This window comes from Pseudomonas sp. JUb52, assembly GCF_004341115.1.
Classification (GTDB): Bacteria; Pseudomonadota; Gammaproteobacteria; order Pseudomonadales; family Pseudomonadaceae; genus Chryseomonas; species Chryseomonas oryzihabitans.
Genome location: NZ_SLYS01000023.1, coordinates 18,473 through 35,958 on the forward strand (window position 1 = coordinate 18,473; position 17,486 = coordinate 35,958).

At 62.7% G+C, this 17,486-nt stretch carries 15 protein-coding genes and 2 pseudogenes; 9 read left to right on the forward strand and 8 right to left on the reverse strand.

Annotation, left to right across the window (positions count from 1 at the left end):
* Positions 1 to 147: 147 nt before the first annotated feature.
* Positions 148 to 1,296, forward strand: a pseudogene (locus EC839_RS23215) (IS3 family transposase).
* A 516-nt stretch (positions 1,297 to 1,812) separates the two neighbouring features.
* Here the strand turns inward: EC839_RS23215 and EC839_RS23220 are convergent.
* The 4 genes from EC839_RS23220 to EC839_RS23235 all read right to left on the reverse strand — a co-directional run bounded on the left by EC839_RS23220 (position 1,813) and on the right by EC839_RS23235 (position 7,824).
* Positions 1,813 to 2,022 carry a hypothetical protein gene (locus EC839_RS23220; RefSeq protein WP_017638791.1) on the reverse strand — a complete coding sequence of 70 codons (210 nt, stop codon included), beginning with the start codon at positions 2,020 to 2,022 and terminating at the stop codon, positions 1,813 to 1,815.
* Between the two features lie 91 nt (positions 2,023 to 2,113).
* Positions 2,114 to 5,251, reverse strand: coding sequence for a CusA/CzcA family heavy metal efflux RND transporter (locus EC839_RS23225; protein WP_017638792.1), 3,138 nt, complete (start codon positions 5,249 to 5,251; stop codon positions 2,114 to 2,116).
* Positions 5,252 to 5,260: 9 nt separating this feature from the next.
* On the reverse strand, positions 5,261 to 6,535 hold the full coding sequence (locus EC839_RS23230) for an efflux RND transporter periplasmic adaptor subunit (RefSeq protein WP_017638793.1): 1,275 nt from the start codon (positions 6,533 to 6,535) through the stop codon (positions 5,261 to 5,263).
* 41 nt (positions 6,536 to 6,576) lie between these two features.
* A complete protein-coding gene (locus tag EC839_RS23235; RefSeq protein WP_231357402.1) occupies positions 6,577 to 7,824 on the reverse strand; it encodes a TolC family protein in 1,248 nt (415 codons plus the stop codon).
* A gap of 220 nt (positions 7,825 to 8,044) precedes the next feature.
* On the opposite strand from EC839_RS23235, the gene EC839_RS23240 reads away from it, so the two are divergent.
* The 4 genes and pseudogenes from EC839_RS23240 to EC839_RS23255 all read left to right on the forward strand — a co-directional run bounded on the left by EC839_RS23240 (position 8,045) and on the right by EC839_RS23255 (position 13,084).
* Positions 8,045 to 8,719, forward strand: coding sequence for a heavy metal response regulator transcription factor (locus EC839_RS23240; RefSeq protein ID WP_026083573.1), 675 nt, complete (start codon positions 8,045 to 8,047; stop codon positions 8,717 to 8,719).
* A gap of 5 nt (positions 8,720 to 8,724) precedes the next feature.
* A complete protein-coding gene (locus tag EC839_RS23245) occupies positions 8,725 to 10,131 on the forward strand; it encodes a heavy metal sensor histidine kinase (RefSeq protein ID WP_169854974.1) in 1,407 nt (468 codons plus the stop codon).
* Between the two features lie 605 nt (positions 10,132 to 10,736).
* Positions 10,737 to 12,220 (forward strand): annotated as a pseudogene (locus EC839_RS23250) (SulP family inorganic anion transporter).
* A 12-nt stretch (positions 12,221 to 12,232) separates the two neighbouring features.
* Positions 12,233 to 13,084, forward strand: coding sequence for a universal stress protein (locus EC839_RS23255; RefSeq protein ID WP_017638799.1), 852 nt, complete (start codon positions 12,233 to 12,235; stop codon positions 13,082 to 13,084).
* A 1-nt stretch (position 13,085) separates the two neighbouring features.
* Here the strand turns inward: EC839_RS23255 and EC839_RS23260 are convergent, their stop codons facing one another.
* Complete coding sequence (locus tag EC839_RS23260) at positions 13,086 to 13,493, reverse strand: hypothetical protein (protein WP_132833191.1); 408 nt, start codon at positions 13,491 to 13,493, stop codon at positions 13,086 to 13,088.
* Between the two features lie 60 nt (positions 13,494 to 13,553).
* Between EC839_RS23260 and EC839_RS23265 the strand changes: the two genes are divergently transcribed.
* The 4 genes from EC839_RS23265 to EC839_RS23280 all read left to right on the forward strand — a co-directional run bounded on the left by EC839_RS23265 (position 13,554) and on the right by EC839_RS23280 (position 15,501).
* Positions 13,554 to 13,784 carry a hypothetical protein gene (locus EC839_RS23265; RefSeq protein WP_017638800.1) on the forward strand — a complete coding sequence of 77 codons (231 nt, stop codon included), beginning with the start codon at positions 13,554 to 13,556 and terminating at the stop codon, positions 13,782 to 13,784.
* Between the two features lie 27 nt (positions 13,785 to 13,811).
* Positions 13,812 to 14,360, forward strand: coding sequence for a PBECR2 nuclease fold domain-containing protein (locus tag EC839_RS23270; protein ID WP_017638801.1), 549 nt, complete (start codon positions 13,812 to 13,814; stop codon positions 14,358 to 14,360).
* 545 nt (positions 14,361 to 14,905) lie between these two features.
* A complete protein-coding gene (locus EC839_RS23275) occupies positions 14,906 to 15,160 on the forward strand; it encodes a type II toxin-antitoxin system Phd/YefM family antitoxin (protein WP_017638802.1) in 255 nt (84 codons plus the stop codon).
* A gap of 107 nt (positions 15,161 to 15,267) precedes the next feature.
* Entirely contained in the window at positions 15,268 to 15,501 is a 234-nt protein-coding gene (locus EC839_RS23280; protein ID WP_169854975.1) for a hypothetical protein, read from the forward strand.
* Between the two features lie 157 nt (positions 15,502 to 15,658).
* Here the strand turns inward: EC839_RS23280 and EC839_RS23285 are convergent, their stop codons facing one another.
* The 3 genes from EC839_RS23285 to EC839_RS23295 all read right to left on the reverse strand — a co-directional run bounded on the left by EC839_RS23285 (position 15,659) and on the right by EC839_RS23295 (position 17,368).
* Positions 15,659 to 15,952, reverse strand: coding sequence for a hypothetical protein (locus EC839_RS23285; protein WP_132833192.1), 294 nt, complete (start codon positions 15,950 to 15,952; stop codon positions 15,659 to 15,661).
* Between the two features lie 361 nt (positions 15,953 to 16,313).
* A complete protein-coding gene (locus EC839_RS23290) occupies positions 16,314 to 16,796 on the reverse strand; it encodes a hypothetical protein (RefSeq protein ID WP_017638805.1) in 483 nt (160 codons plus the stop codon).
* Complete coding sequence (locus EC839_RS23295; protein WP_165904699.1) at positions 16,793 to 17,368, reverse strand: hypothetical protein; 576 nt, start codon at positions 17,366 to 17,368, stop codon at positions 16,793 to 16,795. The genes EC839_RS23290 and EC839_RS23295 overlap by 4 nt, the downstream gene beginning before the upstream one ends.
* Positions 17,369 to 17,486 lie beyond the last annotated feature (118 nt).

Sequence of the window (17,486 nt, forward strand, 5' to 3'; positions counted from 1 at the left end):
TCTTAGGGTGCCAATTGGCACCCTTTTTTTGGGTCTAATTTCTGGGAATAGCCGCGCAGCTATGATAGTTAACCTATCGCCCAACTGAATCGCCTCTAGTTTCGTAGACACCTCCAAGCTTCATAATGACGCCCATTAGGAGGTGCTATGAGCGACCAACGTTACCCCGAAGAATTCAAAATCGAAGCGGTCAAGCTAGTGACCGAGCGTGGCCTCCCCGTTACTGAGGTAGCGGCGCGGTTGGGCATGTCGGTGCATAGCCTGTATGCCTGGATCATGCGCTACGGCAAGCCCTAAGAACAGCGGCAGCAAAAAGACGATCAGCATGCCGAATTGCGTCGTTTGCGCGCCGAACTCAAGCGGGTGACCGAAGAGCGAGACATTTTTAAAAGGCCGCCGCGTACTTTGCCAAGGAGTCCGGCTGGAGTAGGCCTTCATCAGCTAGCTGTCGGTGGAGTACCCGGTGCGACGTCTCTGCCAGACGCTCCAGGTGCATCCCAGCGGTTACTACGCCAGGCTGGCCGAGCCGAAATCCGTACGCGCCAAGGAAGATCAGCTCCTGCGCGGATTGATCAAGCATGCCTGGTTGGAAAACGGTGGAGTTTACGGCTACCGCAGGGTCCACAACGATCTGCGTGAGCTGGGGGAGTCCTGTTGCCGGCACTGTGTGGCTCGCCTGATACGGGAAGAAGGGCTGCGCTCGCAGACCGGCTATCGTCAGCGCCCCGGCTACTACGGCGGCAGGCCGACGGTGGCCTCGCCCAATCGCCTGGAGCGGCAGTTCGACGTCGGTGAACCGAACAAAGTCTGGGTCACCGACATCATCTACATCCGTACCTATGAGGGTTGGTTGTACTTGGCGGTGGTGCTGGATCTGCTTTCACGCCAGGTAATTGGCTGGTCGATGAAACCACAGATGTGCAGCGACTTGGCCATTGATGCGTTGCTAATGGCGGTGTGGCGGCGCAAGCCCAAGCAGGAAGTGATGATTCACTCTGACCTTGGCAGCCAGTTCAGCAGTTCGGACTGGCAGATTTTCCTCAAGGCCAACAGCCTGATCAGCAGCATGAGTCGACGCGGCAACTGCCACGACAACGCGGTGGAGGAAAGCTTTTTCCAGTTGCTGAAGCGCCAACGCATCCGACGAGAAACCTACGGCACCCGCGAAGAAGCCCGTAGTAATGTGTACGATTACATCGAGATGTCTTATAACCCTAAACGATGGCACGGCAGCGCTAGGCAGCTATCGCCATAGAGTTTGAGAAACGCTATTTCCAGAGCTTGGAGAGTGTCTAGGAAAGCGGGGCCGATTCACATCGGCGCCATCGATGCAGCCGGTGCCTAACTGCCGCTACTCATGTCGATTAAAATTTTTGGTTCGCCAAGCCTGTACAATCGAATTTTTATGCGCATCGCCCCCCTTGTGATGATGGAGATCTGCTTCGTGTCTTCACGCGGCTCAAGCCGCGGCAGATATCAAAAATCTGACGCTACACTTCGATGGGTGCTTCTATGTCCTAATTAATACGACGCGAGCGCGGCACTAGCAGGTCAGTACGTTGGGGCCTATTGACCAACCAGACGGACGGAACGAAGTGAGATCGGAGATGCTTCCTTGCCGTTTAGCATTCTTGATCAGCTGCAACACTGTGCCTCTCATGCTCGTATGTCCCTAGCGCTATCTAGTTGGCCACCCTGCCTGTCCTTGAGCCTAGGCATTCGAGTACGGTACTTCTGCTTAAAAACTTACCATACCCTCAGTCAGAGCCTAAAAAGCCACAAGCGACAAAATGCCAATTTTGGCTGTTAAAATTAGTCGGTCTTTTTAATTGTATCTTGCTTACCTGACTGATTGACCTCCTCCGCCACCATCTCATGCGTCTCTCGATGCTGCTGGAGCGCCGCTTGGCGCTCTCGAAAATTTTCGTTGTGCGAGATCGAGCGCTCGCTGCCGTCTGCGGCATAGCTGAGGTTCGCAACAACGAGGGTGGCGGCAAACAGGGCAGTTTTAAGGAACGTCATGGTGTTTCTCCTTCTAGGGTGCAGTGTGGGTATGAGAGCCACTCTAGAGGGGCGCGGCTAACGCCAGGATGAGCCGCGCATTACAATCCTGTCATCCTTCCCCGGGCTGTTCGCGACGGCGCAGGACACTGTGGTAGAGCGCGGGCAGGACCAGCAACGTCAGGGCGGTGGAAGACAGGATGCCGCCGATCACCACGGTCGCCAGCGGCCGTTGTACCTCTGCGCCGGTGCCCGTCGCCAGGGCCATGGGAATGAAGCCCAGCGAGGCCACCAGCGCAGTCATCAGCACCGGCCGCAGGCGGACCAGCGCCCCCTCGCGCACGGCGATGTCCAGCGGCTTGCCCTCCTCCAGCAGGCCACGGATGAAGGAGATCATCACCAGGCCATTGAGCACCGCGACGCCCGACAGCGCGATGAAACCCACGCCTGCCGAGATCGACAGGGGAATGTCCCGCAACCACAACGCCAGCACTCCGCCCGTCAAGGCGAAGGGAATACCGGTAAAGACCACGAGGCCGTCGCGCAGATTGCCGAACATCATGAACAGCAGCACGAACACCAGCAGCAAGGCCACCGGCACCACGAGTTGCAGGCGGGCGGCGGCAGCCTGCAACTGCTCGAATTGGCCACCCCAACTGGTCCAGTAGCCTGCGGGAATCCGTACCTGGTCCGTAATGGCGGCGGTGGCATCCGCCACGAAGCTACCCAGGTCCCGATCGCGAACATTGGCACTGACGATCACCAGGCGCTTGCCGTCTTCACGGCTGATCTGATTCGGCCCCAGCACCGTTTCCAGGCGCGCCACATCGGCCAGGGGAATGAACTCGACGCGGCCTTCCACCGCTGGCAATGGAATGGGCAGGCGCGCCAGCACCGCCGGATCGCTGCGCAGCGTTTCCGGGAGGCGGATCATCAGATCGAAGCGGCGATCACCCTCGAAAAGCGTGCCGGCCTTGCGTCCGCCGAGCGCCGTGGCAATCACATCCTGGATGTCACCGACATTGAGGCCATAACGCGCGGCTCGCTCACGATCGATCTGCACGCTCAGCAGCGGCAACCCCCCGGTCTGCTCCACCTTCACCTCGGCGGCGCCGGTGACCTTCTGCAACACCCTGGCAATCTCCGCAGCGGTCTTGTTCAGCACCGCCATGTCGTCGCCGAAGACCTTGACCGCCACATCGCTGCGCACGCCGGAAATCAGCTCGTTGAATCTCAGCTGGATCGGTTGCGACAACTCGTAATTGCTACCGGGTACACGCGCCGCCGCTGCTTCCAGCTCGGCCATCAGCTGCTCGCGGGACTTGCCTGGATCAGGCCACTGTGCCTGCGGCTTGAGCATCACGTAGCTGTCGGAGATGTTCGGCGGCATCGGATCTGCGGCGATCTCCGCGGTCCCGGTCCTCGCGAATACCCGCTCCACCTCGGGTACCTGATCCAGGATGGAGCGCTCCAGGCGTTGCTGCATGTCCACCGATTGCCCCAGGCCGGTACCGGGCACCCTGAGCGCCTGCAGCGCGAAATCACCCTCGCTCAAGCTAGGTACGAATTCACTGCCCAGGCGCAGCGCCAGCAGCACCGTCAGCACCACGCTCAGGCCAGCGCCGGCGAACACCAGTGGCCGCCGACGCATGGCTGCATCCAACGCGACGGCATAGCCGCGCCGCGCCGCGCTCATCAGTCGATTGTCCTTTTCCTGCACGCGACCCGTGACGAACAGCGCCACGGCCGCCGGGACGAAGGTGATGGACAGCAGCATGGCACCCAGCAAGGCGATCACCACGGTAAAGGCCATGGGATGGAACATCTTGCCTTCCACACCCGTCAGGGCGAACACCGGCAGATAGACCACCATGATGATCAGCTGCCCGAAGATCAGCGGTCTGCGCGCCTCGCGGGCGGCGGCGAACACTTCCTGGAAGCGCTCCCTTCGATCGAGTACCCGACCGTGCCGTTCCTGGGCATGAGCCAGCCGGCGAATGGCATTCTCCACGATCACCACGGCGCCATCGACGATGATGCCGAAGTCGAGCGCACCCAGACTCATCAGGTTGGCGCTGACCCGATTCGCGGCCATGCCGCTGAAGGTGAAGAGCATCGACAGCGGGATCACCAGCGCGGTGATCAGCGCCGCGCGCAGATTGCCGAGGAAGACGAAGAGCACGGCGATGACCAGCAGCGCACCCTCCACCAGATTCTTGCGTACCGTGGCGATCGCCTTGTCCACCAGCGTGGTGCGGTCGTACACGGCGACCGCCTGCACGCCTTCCGGCAGGTTGCGGTTGATCTGCGCCAGGCGCCCAGCCACCGCCAGGGCCACCTCGCGGCTGTTCTCGCCCACCCGCATGAAGACGGTGCCGAGCACCGCCTCTTCGCCATTCTCGGTAGCCGCCCCGGACCGCAACTCCTGCCCTACCCCGACCGTGGCCACATCCCGGACCCGTACCGGGGTACCGTCCACCGTCGCCAGCACGATGGTGGCGATGTCCTCGACGGAGGCGAGCTGCCCCGGTACCCGAATCACCAGCTGCTCCCCGGCGCGCTCGATGAAACCGGCGCCGACATTGGCGTTGTTCCGCTCCAGCGCCACCGCCAGTTGTTCCAGGGTGATGCGATAGCCGGCCAGGCGCTTGGGATCGGGCGCGATCTGATACTCCTTGGCGTAGCCGCCAATGGTGTTGACTTCCGCCACCCCGGGTACGGTACGCAACTGGGGTTTGACGATCCAGTCCTGGATCTCGCGCAGATCGGTGAGCGTATAGGCTTCGCCGTCAGCCCGGCGCGCCTGAGGCGCGGCCTTCACTGTCCAGAGGAAGATTTCCCCGAGCCCGGTGGACAGCGGCCCCAGATTGACCTCCACGCCCTCCGGCAGGGCTTCGCGCGCCCCCTGGAGGCGCTCGCTCACCTGCTGGCGAGCGAAGAACAGATCCGTCCCATCGGCGAAAATGACGCTGATCTGAGCAAAGCCCGAGCGCGACAACGACCGGGTCCGCTCCAGCCCGGGCAGGCCGGCCATGGCCGTTTCCAGCGGATAGGTAACCCGCTGTTCGACCTCCAGCGGCGAAGCGCCCGGTACTTCCGCGTTGATCTGTACCTGGACGTTGGTGATGTCCGGCACCGCATCGATGGGCAGGTGGCGATAGCTGTAGATCCCCAGGGCGGCGATGCCGAGCGTGGCGAGCAGCACCAGCCAGCGCTGCTCGATGGCGAAGCGAAGAATACGTTCGAACATGATGCGCCCTTAGTGGGAGTGCTCGGCCGAGCCCTTGCCCAGTTCCGACTTGAGAATGAAGCTGCCGCGGTCGGCCACTACCTGGCCGGCGCTCAAGCCCTGACGAATCTCGGTGCGCTCACCGTCCCGCACCCCGGTGACCACGGGGGTCGCCTGAAATCCGTCCGCCGTCCGGACGAACACCACGGGGCGATCCTCCACGACATGCACGGCGCCACTGGGCACGCCGAGTACCTTGGCCTTGCGCTCGTCAGCGAGCCGTACCGTGACGAACAGACCCGGGCGCCAGGCGCCGGCCGGATTGGCCAGGGTGACGCGGGCGGTCGCCGCCCGGGTCTGCTCGCCCAGCAGATTGCCGACATGCGCCACGGTGCCCTCGGTGCGACTGTCCAGCTCTCCTGCAACCACCTCCACCTGTCGGCCAACGGTCACTCGATCGAGGTCACGCGCCGGAACGGCGAACGTCGCCCACACGCGGGACAGGTCGGTGAGCGTGAACAGGTTGCTGGCTTCGTCCACTCGCTCGCCGAGGACCAGGTGCTTCTCCACCACCACGCCGTCGAAGGGTGCGCGCAACTCATAGCGACTACCGCCCTGAGCGGAGGCCGCGCCACCCAGAGCCTGAGCTTTCTGGCGGGCGTTGCGGACGGCGATCTCGGCTTCCTGCAGCGTCTGCCGCGCCTGCAGCAGATCCTGCTCAGCACTGATCCGCTCCTGCCAGAGGCTCTGCTCGCGGGCATAGAGGGTGCGCGCCAGCTGCAAACGCTGCTGTGCGGTCGCCAACTCGCTGCGCACCTCGGACAGCTGCTCGCTGGCGATGACCGCCAGCACCTGTCCCTTGCGCACCCGGTCCCCGAGATTGGCCTTCACCTCCTCGACGATGCCGGGGGTGCGAGACACCACGTGAGCGGTACGATCCTCATCGAAGCGAATTTCTCCGGGGAGACTCAAGGACGCGCCCACGCTGACCGGTGTGACCACCTGGGTCTCGATACCGGCCGCGCGAATCTGCTCCGCGCTCAGCTCGATCTCGCCTTCGGCATGCGTCTCTTCGCCCTCGCCATGGGCGCCCTCGTCTGCTGCCTGGCCGTCCTTTTCTGCGGCCAGAGCCGCGTGCGACGGGGCCGTTACCGCCTTGGCAGCGGCCGCCTTCGCCGGGGGTGCAGCGGATTCGGGATGGTCGTGGCCGGCACCCGCCTGCAGCGTACCGAACGGCAGCCCACTGCCGATTACCGCGATCAGCAGCGGCCGCAGCAGTCTCGGCCTGAATGAAATCATGGTCATGCAAGAACTCCGCACCCGGTTCGTTACCGGGATCTGTAGCGTCATGGGGAGGTGAAGAGCGGGCCATGGAGGCGTTCGAGGCGAGCCCAGGCAGCGATCTGCGCCCGCTGGGCGAGCAGGTACTGCCCCCGCGCCGCAATGAGGGCGCGCTGGGCTTCCAGCACATCCAACTGGGCGAAACGTCCCAGCGAGAAGCCGCGCGTGAGGTCATCGACCGTGCGCTGGCCCGCCGGCATCACCCGGTTGCGCAAGTCGTCGACGTCCGCTGCCGCGCTACGCCAGTCGCGCAGCGCCTGAAGGGTCTCGGCCTGAATCTGCAGCTCGGTCGCTCGCTGTAGATCCCGGGCCTGGTCGGCGCGGCTGGAGGCGGCGAGCAGGTTGCCCTGGTTGCGATCGAAGAGCGGTAGCGGGAGCGAGAAGCCCACCAGATTCACCCGCTCCCCCTCGAGCTCGTCGTATTGGCTGCCCAGGCTCACCCGCACGTCCGGATAGCGCTGGCTGCGCTGCAGATCGACGTCGGCATCCCCGGCGGCTACCTGCTGCCGCGCCTTGAGCATCGCCGGTGTCTGGCGGATCGCCTGCAGCAGCCGGGCTTCGCCGGGAGGTTCGGGCAGACGATCCAGGTCACCGACCGGCTCACCGAGTTCGATCACTGAGACACCCAGTTGGCGGGCAAGACTTACCCGCGCGTTGTCACGCTGCTGCAGTGCGCGTCTCAGCTCCAGCCGCTGGGTGACCTGTTCCACCTCCGCGCGGGTACCCGATACCGGTGAAAGCTTGCCCGCTCGAATCTGCGCCCCCGAGCTGTCCAGGCTGCGCTGGGCCAGCGCCTGCGATTGCTTGGCGAGCCGCACCGCTTCTTCTGCCAAGAGCAACTCGTAAAAGCCCTGGATGATGTCCGCACGGAGGGCATAACGGCGCGCCTCGAGGTCCGCGTCGACCACGCCAGCGTTGGCCTCGGCCACCGCCACCCGTGCGGCGCGCTTGCCGCCCAGCTCAAAGGGCTGGGTGAGCGTGATGCTACGGGTCTGACTGGCAGAGCGAGTGTCCTCGACCTCGAAGGCGAGTTCCGGGTTGGGCAGGAGGCCTGCCTGCTGCCGTGCACCTGCGGCCGCGGCGGTCTCCTGGCGGGCCGCCAGGTAGTCGGGATTGTCGCGCAGGGCCTGGGCCAGCGCCTGCTCCAGGGTCAGCGCTGAGGCCTGGGCCGATCCGCCGGCGAGCAGCAGGCCCAGCCCCAGCACCATCAGGTGCCATAGGGCGGGATGTCGACAAGAAAAGAATAGCGGCACGACAGCGGCTCCTGTGCAGAAGGCGCGACGCTCGAAGGGAGCGACGCTCGATAGCGAAGCCGACTCTAGGGAGCGCCACCTATCGCTCCGGTGACACCAACATTACAAAGCTGCAAGGAAGTTGCCGCCGGGCAAGGATAGCGGCAGGCTTGGTCGCTTGACCCTCTACTGGCTACAGGCTGCAGCCTGCGTCGCCCTCTCGACACGACCGACACCGACGATGCGCTTACTGATAGTGGAAGACGAAGCCCGGGCTGCGGATTATCTGCAGCAGGGCCTCACGGAGAATGGCTATGTGGTCGATCGGGCCGCGACCGGAATCGATGGCTTGCATCTGGCCCTCCAGCAGGACTACGACCTGATCCTGCTGGACATCAATCTGCCGACGATGGATGGCCTGGAAGTCCTGGAATTGCTGCGCCGACGCAAGCAGACCCGGGTGATGCTGCTGACGGGGCAGAGCCGCACCAGCGAACGCGTCCGTGGACTGGACGCCGGCGCTGACGACTATCTGACCAAGCCTTTCGAATTTCCGGAGTTGCTCGCCCGCATCCGCGCGCTGCTCAGGCGCGGCGAGACGCGAGTGCTCAGCGAGACCCTGCAACTGGCCGACCTCGAACTGCATCCCTTTCGCCATCGGGCCTTTCGCGGCGACCAACGCATCGACCTGACCAGCAAGGAATTTGCGCTGCTTCATCTGCTCATGCAGCGCCAGGGCGAAGTGCTCTCCCGCACCGAGATCATCTCGCGGGTCTGGGACATGAATTTCGACTGCGACACCAACGTGGTGGAGGTTGCGATTCGACGCTTGCGGATGAAGGTCGATGAGCCCTTCGGGGAAGCCCTTATCCATACCGTAAGAGGCGTTGGCTACGTGATGGAGCGTCGTTCGTGAGGCCCATGAGCCTGGCCCTGCGCCTGGGGCTGATGGTCACGGGCGTGGGCTTGCTGTTGGCCATCCTGCTGGTCGTCATGGTGTACAGCGTTCTGGATCGAGAGCTGGGCAGGCGCGCTGCCGACCAGCTGCAAGCCAAATTGGGTCAGATCCAGCACAGCCTGGAAGAGCGTCCCACGGATCCCAAGGCGCCCTGGCAGCACAGCTTGGCTGATACGCTGCTCGGCCACGAGGAGCTGTCAGTCACGGTGCTGTCGGCCACCGGGGACACTCCCCTGTACGGGCTGGGCTCCCATGCCTATGCCGACGAGCTCCGGCCAGAACGCTGGCCGGATGCCCAGACCTTGGCCTGGCACTCCGATGACGGTCATGACCTTTTGACTGCCCGAGCCAACCTGACCATTCCAGGGCTACCGCCACTGCAGCTACTGCTGAGCCAGGATCGCAGCAACGACAGCTTCCTCCTGGACGCCTTCCTCCGCGCGGCCCTAATCAGTCTGCCGATTCTGCTGCTGCTGATCGGCGCCGCAGCGTGGTGGACGGGCTATCAGGGCCTTGCACCCTTGCGGCGCTTCCGCCGTACCGCACGGTCGATCACTACCCGACAGCTCACCTTGCGGGTCGACGACACCAACCTGCCTGCAGAAGTGGCTGAGCTGGCCACTGCGCTGAATACCATGCTGGAGCGCCTCAACGCCGGGGTGCAGTTGCTCGACCGCTTCGCCGACGACGTTGCCCACGAGTTGCGTACGCCGCTCGGGATCCTCATTGGGCGTACGCAGATGATACTCAGCCGGAAGCGTGACGAGACCGCGTATCAACAGGCCCTGGAGGAATCCCTGGACGAGTTGGATCGCCTGAGCCGAATCGTCACGGACATGCTGCTGCTGGCCCGCCTGGACAGTCACGAACCGCTGAGTTCATTGGGCAAGGTGGCTGTCGAGCACGAGGCGCTCAGGGTCTGCAGCCTGTTCGAAGCCTATGCCGAGGCGCGCGAACTCGAGCTGGCCGTCGAGGGGCAGCTGCTGGTCGAGGGCGACACGCTAATGATCCAGCGTGCCATCTCGAACGTGCTATCGAACGCCATTCGACATGCTTATCCCGGGACTGAGGTGACGGTGACGTTGTTTAGGCGAGAAGACGGCGTCGGGTGCGTGGCGGTTACCAACCAAGGCCCCCCGATCGCTACCGAGGAGCTGCCCAGGCTCTTCGAGCGCTTCTACCGTGGCAGTGACCGCCATACCGCCGGCAATGGGTTGGGGCTGGCGATCGTACGCGCGATCATGGCTTATCATGGAGGTGGGGCATGCGTGGAATGTTCAGAAGGGCAGACACGCTTTCTACTAAAGTTTCCACCTTCGTCTTATCTGCTGCCGCCATTGGCAGTCAACGGCAGTAACGGTGCTCAATAGCTCAAGTAGATTAGGTTTGTAGTGCGTAAAGTAGTGCTCAGCGGCACAAAATAGCAGAGCGCGGTAGAAATTTGTCAATGTCGCAGTAGACGAAATGAGCAAGGCTTTTTTCTCACTATATTCCCCTTCCCTTCTGCCGCGCTGAGGTGGACGTCAGTTCAAATATGGGGCTAGTAGCTCGCTCCCTTCCTGCTTTTCCTTCTATCGCGCGCGGGGCGCGGGTGATCGGTAGGCGAGCCCGGGCTGAGGGGGTGCAGGGGTGATTTGGAGTTCAGGGTGTGTGTAGGGGTGGTATATTTAAATGGCTTGGCTGGACCTCTTTAATACATCGGGGTCTCGTCAGGATCATTTTCCAACGTGCTCAACCGCCCAGTTGTCCTCCCAAGGCCGTCGCCGCGGTATGTGTTACGATTGCAGGCATGCAATACCCATCTCTCGACTGGCAACCCAGTCCCCCATAGCTCGCGCCTTCCTCGTCCTTGCCTGTTGCAAGGACGCTTGCCGTCCTGTCGCGCCCGTGACGTGGCGGCTGCCCACCCTGACATTCACGCCTGATCCGGCGTTTGCCACCTGCTCGACGGGTCAGGCACAGGTGCGAGTTATCTATGCTGCATACCCTCAAGACGCATTGGTTCTCCAATGTGAAGAACGACGTGCTGTCCGGCCTGGTGGTCGCCCTGGCGCTCATCCCGGAAGCCATCGCCTTTTCCATCATCGCCGGGCTCGATCCCAAGGTGGGGCTCTACGCCTCCTTCTGCATCGCCGTGGTGATCGCCTTCGTCGGCGGTAGGCCGGGGATGATCTCGGCGGCCACGGGCGCCATGGCGCTGCTGATGGTGACCCTGGTCAAGGAACACGGCCTGCAGTACCTGCTGGCCGCCACCCTGTTGACCGGGGTGCTGCAGATCGCCGCCGGCTATCTGCGCCTGGGCGCGCTGATGCGCTTCGTATCCCGCTCCGTGGTGACGGGATTCGTCAACGCCCTGGCGATCCTGATCTTTCTTGCCCAGTTGCCCGAGCTGACCCATGTCGGCTGGGAGGTCTACGCCATGACCGCCGCCGGGTTGGGCATCATCTATCTGTTCCCCTTGTTGCCGGTGGTAGGCCGGCTGCTGCCGTCGCCGCTGGTCTGCATCCTGGTGCTGACCGCCGTCTCCCTGGCCCTGGGCCTGGACATTCGCACGGTGGGCGACATGGGTCAGCTGCCCGATACCCTGCCGGTACTGCTCTGGCCGCAGGTGCCCCTGACCCTCGACACCCTGCTGATCATCCTGCCCTATTCGCTGGCACTGGCCGTGGTCGGCCTGCTGGAGTCGCTGATGACCGCCACCATCGTCGATGACATCACCGATACGCCCAGCGACAAGAATCGCGAGTGCAAGGGCCAGGGGATCGCCAACATCGCCGCGGGTCTGCTGGGGGCATGGCGGGCTGCGCCATGATCGGCCAGTCGGTGATCAACATGAAGTCCGGGGGCCGTACGCGGCTGTCCACCCTCTGTGCAGGCGTCTTCCTGCTGCTGATGGTGGTGTTCCTGGGCGACTGGCTCGCGCGCATCCCCATGGCGGCCCTGGTCGCGGTGATGATCATGGTTTCCATCGGCACCTTCAGCTGGGATTCGATCCGCAATCTGCGGCGCCATCCGCTTTCCACCAATCTGGTGATGGTGACCACCGTGGTGGTCGTGGTCGCTACCCACAACCTGGCGCTCGGCGTGCTGGTCGGGGTCTTGCTGGCCTCGCTGTTCTTTGCCAACAAGGTGGGGCACCAGCTGACCATCACCTCCCGCCTGGAGGCGCCCGGCGTACGCCGCTACGAGGTGCAGGGCCAGGTGTTCTTCTCGTCCACCGCGGCCTTCCTCGCCTCCTTCGATTTCAAGGAGGTGCTCGACGAGGTGCGCATCGACCTCAAGGCGGCCCAATTCTGGGACATCACCGCCGTCGCCGCCCTGGACAAGGTCGTGCTCAGGTATCGCCGGGAAGGCGTGACCGTGCAGGTGCTCGACCTCGACCAGGCCAGCGCGACTCTGGTCGATCGCTTCGGCATTCACGACAAGCCGGGGGCCGGCAGCGAACTGCTGGGCCACTGAGGAGAGACACCCATGAGCAAGATCATCGCCTGTATCGACGGCTCGCCCCTGGCGGGCAGTGTCTGCGACCACAGTGCCTGGCTGGCCCACCGCCTGGCGCTGCCCATCACCCTGCTGCACGTCCTGGAACGCAGCCTCTATCCGACCTCACCTGACACCAGCGGCGCCATCGGCCTCGGCTCGCGCGAGCACCTGCTCGAAGCGCTGGCCCGGCTGGACGAGCAGCGTGCCCGCCTGGCGCGGGCCGACGGCGAGGCGCTGCTGGCCGGAGCCCTGCAGCGGTTGCACGCGCGGGGGGTGGCGACGGCTCCGACGACGCTTCAGCGCCATGACTATCTGGCGGATACCCTGCGCGAACTGGAGGCCGAGCTGGGCGTGCTGGTGATCGGCAAGCGCGGTGAGCACTCCGGCAGCCGTGGGATCGGCAGCCAGCTGGAAACGGTGGTGCGGATGCTGCACAAGCCCATCCTGGTCTGCGCTGCCGATTTCATCGAGCCCCGGCGCTTTCTGGTCGCCTACGATGGCAGCGAAACCACTCACCAGGGTCTGTTGCGCGTCGCCAAGAGTCTGCTGCTGTCGGGGCTCGAGGGCGAGATCCTGCAGGTCGGCGACACCACCCCGGCCCGGCTGGCCGGACTGGAAGCCGCTGCGGATCTCTTGAGGTCCTGTGGCAGCACGGTGACGACGCATCTCGTCGCCGGGCATCCGGAGGAGGCGATTCCCGACCGGGTGCATGCCACTCGGGCCGACCTGCTGGTGATGGGCGCCTACAGCCATTCTGCCGCCAGGCGCTTCCTGCTGGGCAGCCAGACCTCTCACATGCTGCGTCACACCGACATCACCACCCTGGTACTTCGCGCGTGACTTACCACGAAGCTGCTTGATAGCTACGATCCGCCGCATCCATTACTTCGGATCGGCGGATGGCGAGACTTGCTAGCCAATGGTGATTGAGGTCGATCAAGGTCTGCAGCTGCACCTTGCGCTTCCGGCCATGCCCAGCCAAGCCGGGCCGCGCAGCGGCGCCGGCTGTAGCTGGTAATAGGGGCAGACCAGGATCTGCAGCCGCGCCAGGTCCCGCCGGCCATTCCAGACCGCGCAGCGGCGCCAGCTGCAGTGGATGATCGGGGGCAGCAAGAATCTGCATCTGCGCCAGGTCCTGCGGTCCAGCGCGGCGGATCTTGCGCCACCCGGTGATCAAGCCCCGCGAGCTATTACGCGTGAAAGTAGTCTTTCTGAATACCTTTTTGCTATCAAAAACGTTAAAATGCAATCAATACTCCCCACCAGATCCGCATTGATACGCGACTTTGCTATCAGGATATATTGAGTCATGGCGCTGACTATTCGTAACGTTACCGATGAGGAAATCGAGGCCTTTTCTGCTCTGACCGGAGAGAAAACAGCCTCTAAGGCAATCATCCAGGCTGCCAACTTAGGGGTTCGTAATACAGCCCGGCTAGAGGTCGCCAACCAGAAAATTGCCGAACTAGAGGCCCTAATCAGACGCATCGTCGGTCCCTGTGAAGCTATTGTCGAGGCGATCAATAGGCCAACCGAATGATGCCGTCATTGAAGTTTGGAGCTGGCAATGTCGGCTGAAACGCCCCGGATGATGATCCGTGAGGCTTCAGGCCAGCAGACTTGGAAGGAGCACCAGCTACCGGACCTTCGCTCCCTTACCCGCGAGCTTAGGGCGCTAGCTCCTGAGCTAGTAGCGCCAGCAGCAACTGTTGACGATGCGGTTGAGTGCATAGCTACTCAATTTGGGTTTACTGGCGGAGTCACCTCTGTGGATGTAACTACGCCTGTAGGTGCTGTGCGGATTCTACGGGACAGCCTTCCCCACATCGTCGAGAAGCGCGCGGATGCCAGGGAGAGGTATGTTGGCTATGCCCTGGATACCCTCACCGGCCCGTTCGAGGTCTGGAAGGTGCTCTATACCAATGACGACTACCGGCTGGCCTTCATCGGGGCATATGAGGCCAAGAATCAGATGCTTGTGGTCGTGACTGTGAAAGATGGGCTGTTGCTCTGGAACTTCATGCATAGCGACGCCAGGTCGATGAACAAGCATCGTCATGGTGAGCTCTTGTTCCGCCGATATGAAATCGAGAGCAAAGAAAAAGGGCAGCTATGAGCTGCCCTAAGAGTGTTTGCCTGATATTTGCATCCTCAGACCAGGATGAAGAGGTCTCACCTGACGCTGATACCGCAACTATCAACGAGGTTCCTACGCCAGCTATAGCCGCTGCGGGGCAGCTGGTTTCGCGCTCTTGTGAATCATATTACGCATCAATGACCCCCTCGTCAAACAGTCGTGATGGACGCCTTTGATTGCAATCTGCTCCCCAGATTATGACAGTCAACGCGAGAATGCATCACCGCACTACGCGGTCTAGGCACCGGAGACGTCTGGTGATCGAGGTTGAACTGGGTCTGCAGCTGCACCAGGTCCTGTCGGTCGGCCTGCGCCGCGCGGCGGCGCGGGCGGCAACTGACGATCGAGGTCGACGCAGCAGCACCAAGTTCTGCCGGCCAGCGCAGGGCTGCGCAGCGGTGCCGGAAATGCCTCCAGCCCTGACACAAGAATGCATCGCCGAAAGAATAGGACCATATTTGGTTCTAATTTGGGCCGATAAACGATAGAGTGGGCCGCATTGCAGTGAACATTGGGATCTATCAATGCGAGTCGAAACAATCAGCTACCTGAAAAAGAATGCGGCCGATCTTGAGCTCACTGAGCCAATGATTGTTACCCAGAATGGCAAGCCAGCCTATGTGATCGAGGCCTATGCGGATCGTGTCCGCCGCGATGAGTCCATCGCCCTGGTCAAGCTGTTGGCGTTGGGATCCAAGGAGTACGAGGGTGGCAAGCACATATCATCCGAGCAGCTGAAAGAAGGCCTGCAACAGCGGTTCGGGGGCGATAGCAAATGACAGCCAGGGCTTTCCAGGTCCGGTTCAGCGCTTCGGCGAGGACCTGCGCGCATGACCAGGTGCACCACCTCGCAAAATCGGTTTCTCGCCCCGACGCAGTTGCAAAGATGACCAGCGTCGTTGACGAGGTCGCCATCGAGCTCCGGAAGTCCCCTCTCGCTCACCCGATTGCCGCCGCCGGTGCCGAGTTTGGTATCACCAGGTATCGCGAGATCTCCAAGTCTGGCTATCGAGCGGGATATCTGGTCGACGAGGCGCGGCGCGAAACCGTCGTGCTCGCCATCTTCCGTGATGGGCAGGACATCCAAGAGCTGCTGTATCGGCACCTGCTCACAGGTTGAGACGTACCGATACTCGCCACTCGCGGCGATCCGTAGTCGGCCAGCAGTGCCCCGCAACTGGGGGTACCGGTGATCCACAGGGGGGCCGGTGGCGCCGTGCAAGAGGCTGACACACCTGCCAGCGCTCAGCAGGTCGGAGCCGTCCCGTCATCTCCATTTAGCCGGCGAAAAAGCACATCCAGACAATGGCCACGCCTACGCCGCCGATGGCAAGGCGGCTGATCACCCGGGCGGACGCAGTATCAGTTGCTCGCGCCTCGAGCGCACATAGGCCAAGCAGCTCAGCAACTACGAAGCCATACCAGCCTGGATGCACCTCAACAACCGGTGCAGGATCGAGGCCGCGTGTGAACCAACCGAACGTGCAGATGAATAGGACCAACAGCAGCAGGCCGAGCCACGGCCAGTTACGGACGACGTAGCTCTCTCGCTTCATAGGTATGGGTTTCAAGAGACCACTCCATAGTGCAGAGCCCAGGCATGTCTACCCGAGACGGGGCGAACGCCGCTCGCTTGACGGCCATTGTCTCTGCCACCAGCGCTCTGATATGAGCAGTTCATGCCTGGAAAGGGCGGAAACCTCGCGTAGAACGTGGCCAAGAAGCGCTCGTCGATGAACACCGGTTCGGCTCAGCCCCAAAGCCACAGGAAAGTGCCGACTACTGCCGATCCAGCTGTCATGGCCAGGGTGATGCTATGACGCTGGATCTGGATAGCCAGCGCCCAGCGAAGCGGACCGTTCGACGCCTCGCGTAAATCGCGGTTGAGGTGCTTTTCTGCAGCAGATGCTACGTGCAGCTCGAGCTGGTGGATTACTCGCGTCCTGGCGCTACCAGCAATCGCCCCGCCGTGCCCCGCAACATCGCCAGGCATGTCGGTACGTCCAGATGAACTTGTTTGGCCAGCACACGGATGCCCAGGGCACCAAGATGGAAGACCTTGTCCGGGGTGATCGGCACGTTGATCGATTGGCGTTGCTGGAGCAGGCGAAGGTAGAGCACACCGCGCTCAGGCTGGTTAACCAGGGTCAGCCCTTTGTCGCCGGCGGCGCCGTGATTGCGCGCTTCGAACGTTGCCGTAATTCCCAGGACGCAACACATGAACGCCGGCATTTCGCGAGGCGTAATCTGGAGCGTCAGCTTCTCGGACCAGTCGAATTTTTCGCTGGATCCTTTGCGCCCGGCGCCGTCCACTGCGAGCACGGTTTCCTGCGCCTGATTCAGCACCACCTCGAACTTCAGCGCGGCAGATCCGCCGTAAACGTGGAAGCCCTCGAACTGCTCGGCCACGGTCATTCCCCGGAAGCAGGGCTAGCTGCCCGGGGTGCCCTACCGGTGCCCCTTGAAGCCGGCTTCGAAGCCGCTTTGGCAAGCTGGCGCTCCAATGCTGCGATTCGAGTACTGCTGTCTTTCTGCACGCGCTCCAAGTAACGTTCCGCGGCTTCCCGGCCGGCGTCGGCCCGAGCAAGCTTGTCACCCAGGGCGCGATTCTCCACCCGCAGCTCTGCGAGGATCTCTAGATCCTGGGCGCGCGTGCGCTCCATTTCCTGGATTTGCCCCGCGGCGCTATCAGCCTCGGAGCGAGCGATGGCAAGCCGATTGCGCATTTCGCGGAGCTCGACCTGGGTATCAGCAAGGCGCTCCTCAGCTGCGGAAGCAGAACGCTGATGCTCTGCGCTCGCCGCTTCTACGGAAGCCTTCTGGGCGAGCGCCAGGCTCAGCTCAGCCTGGCTCTCGGCGAGCTGGTCCCGAGCTAGTTGCGCCTGCCCTTCTGCCTCGGCAAGCCGCTCGGCGAGACTGGCGTTCTCCTCAGCCATAGCACTGAGCTGGCTGTCCTTCAGCTGAAGCTCGCTGGCCAACCCGTCCATCTGCTGCTGACTGCGCTCCTGATCTGTTGCCGCTGACCGAAAACTGACCCAGTAGAGGCTGTTCTGCCGACTGAAAACTGACCCAGGTGTTCAACTGCTTCTGCTCAATTTTTGAGCA

Coding starts and splice junctions, on each gene's coding strand:
- EC839_RS23275 (WP_017638802.1), top strand. CDS start 14,906: ATGCGAGTCGAAACAATCAGCTACCTGAAAAAGAATGCGGCCGATCTT.
- EC839_RS23245 (WP_169854974.1), top strand. CDS start 8,725: ATGAGCCTGGCCCTGCGCCTGGGGCTGATGGTCACGGGCGTGGGCTTG.
- EC839_RS23230 (WP_017638793.1), bottom strand. CDS start 6,535: ATGACCATGATTTCATTCAGGCCGAGACTGCTGCGGCCGCTGCTGATC.
- EC839_RS23265 (WP_017638800.1), top strand. CDS start 13,554: ATGGCGCTGACTATTCGTAACGTTACCGATGAGGAAATCGAGGCCTTT.
- EC839_RS23225 (WP_017638792.1), bottom strand. CDS start 5,251: ATGTTCGAACGTATTCTTCGCTTCGCCATCGAGCAGCGCTGGCTGGTG.
- EC839_RS23255 (WP_017638799.1), top strand. CDS start 12,233: ATGAGCAAGATCATCGCCTGTATCGACGGCTCGCCCCTGGCGGGCAGT.
- EC839_RS23220 (WP_017638791.1), bottom strand. CDS start 2,022: ATGACGTTCCTTAAAACTGCCCTGTTTGCCGCCACCCTCGTTGTTGCG.
- EC839_RS23240 (WP_026083573.1), top strand. CDS start 8,045: ATGCGCTTACTGATAGTGGAAGACGAAGCCCGGGCTGCGGATTATCTG.
- EC839_RS23295 (WP_165904699.1), bottom strand. CDS start 17,368: ATGGACGGGTTGGCCAGCGAGCTTCAGCTGAAGGACAGCCAGCTCAGT.
- EC839_RS23280 (WP_169854975.1), top strand. CDS start 15,268: ATGACCAGCGTCGTTGACGAGGTCGCCATCGAGCTCCGGAAGTCCCCT.
- EC839_RS23270 (WP_017638801.1), top strand. CDS start 13,812: ATGTCGGCTGAAACGCCCCGGATGATGATCCGTGAGGCTTCAGGCCAG.
- EC839_RS23290 (WP_017638805.1), bottom strand. CDS start 16,796: ATGACCGTGGCCGAGCAGTTCGAGGGCTTCCACGTTTACGGCGGATCT.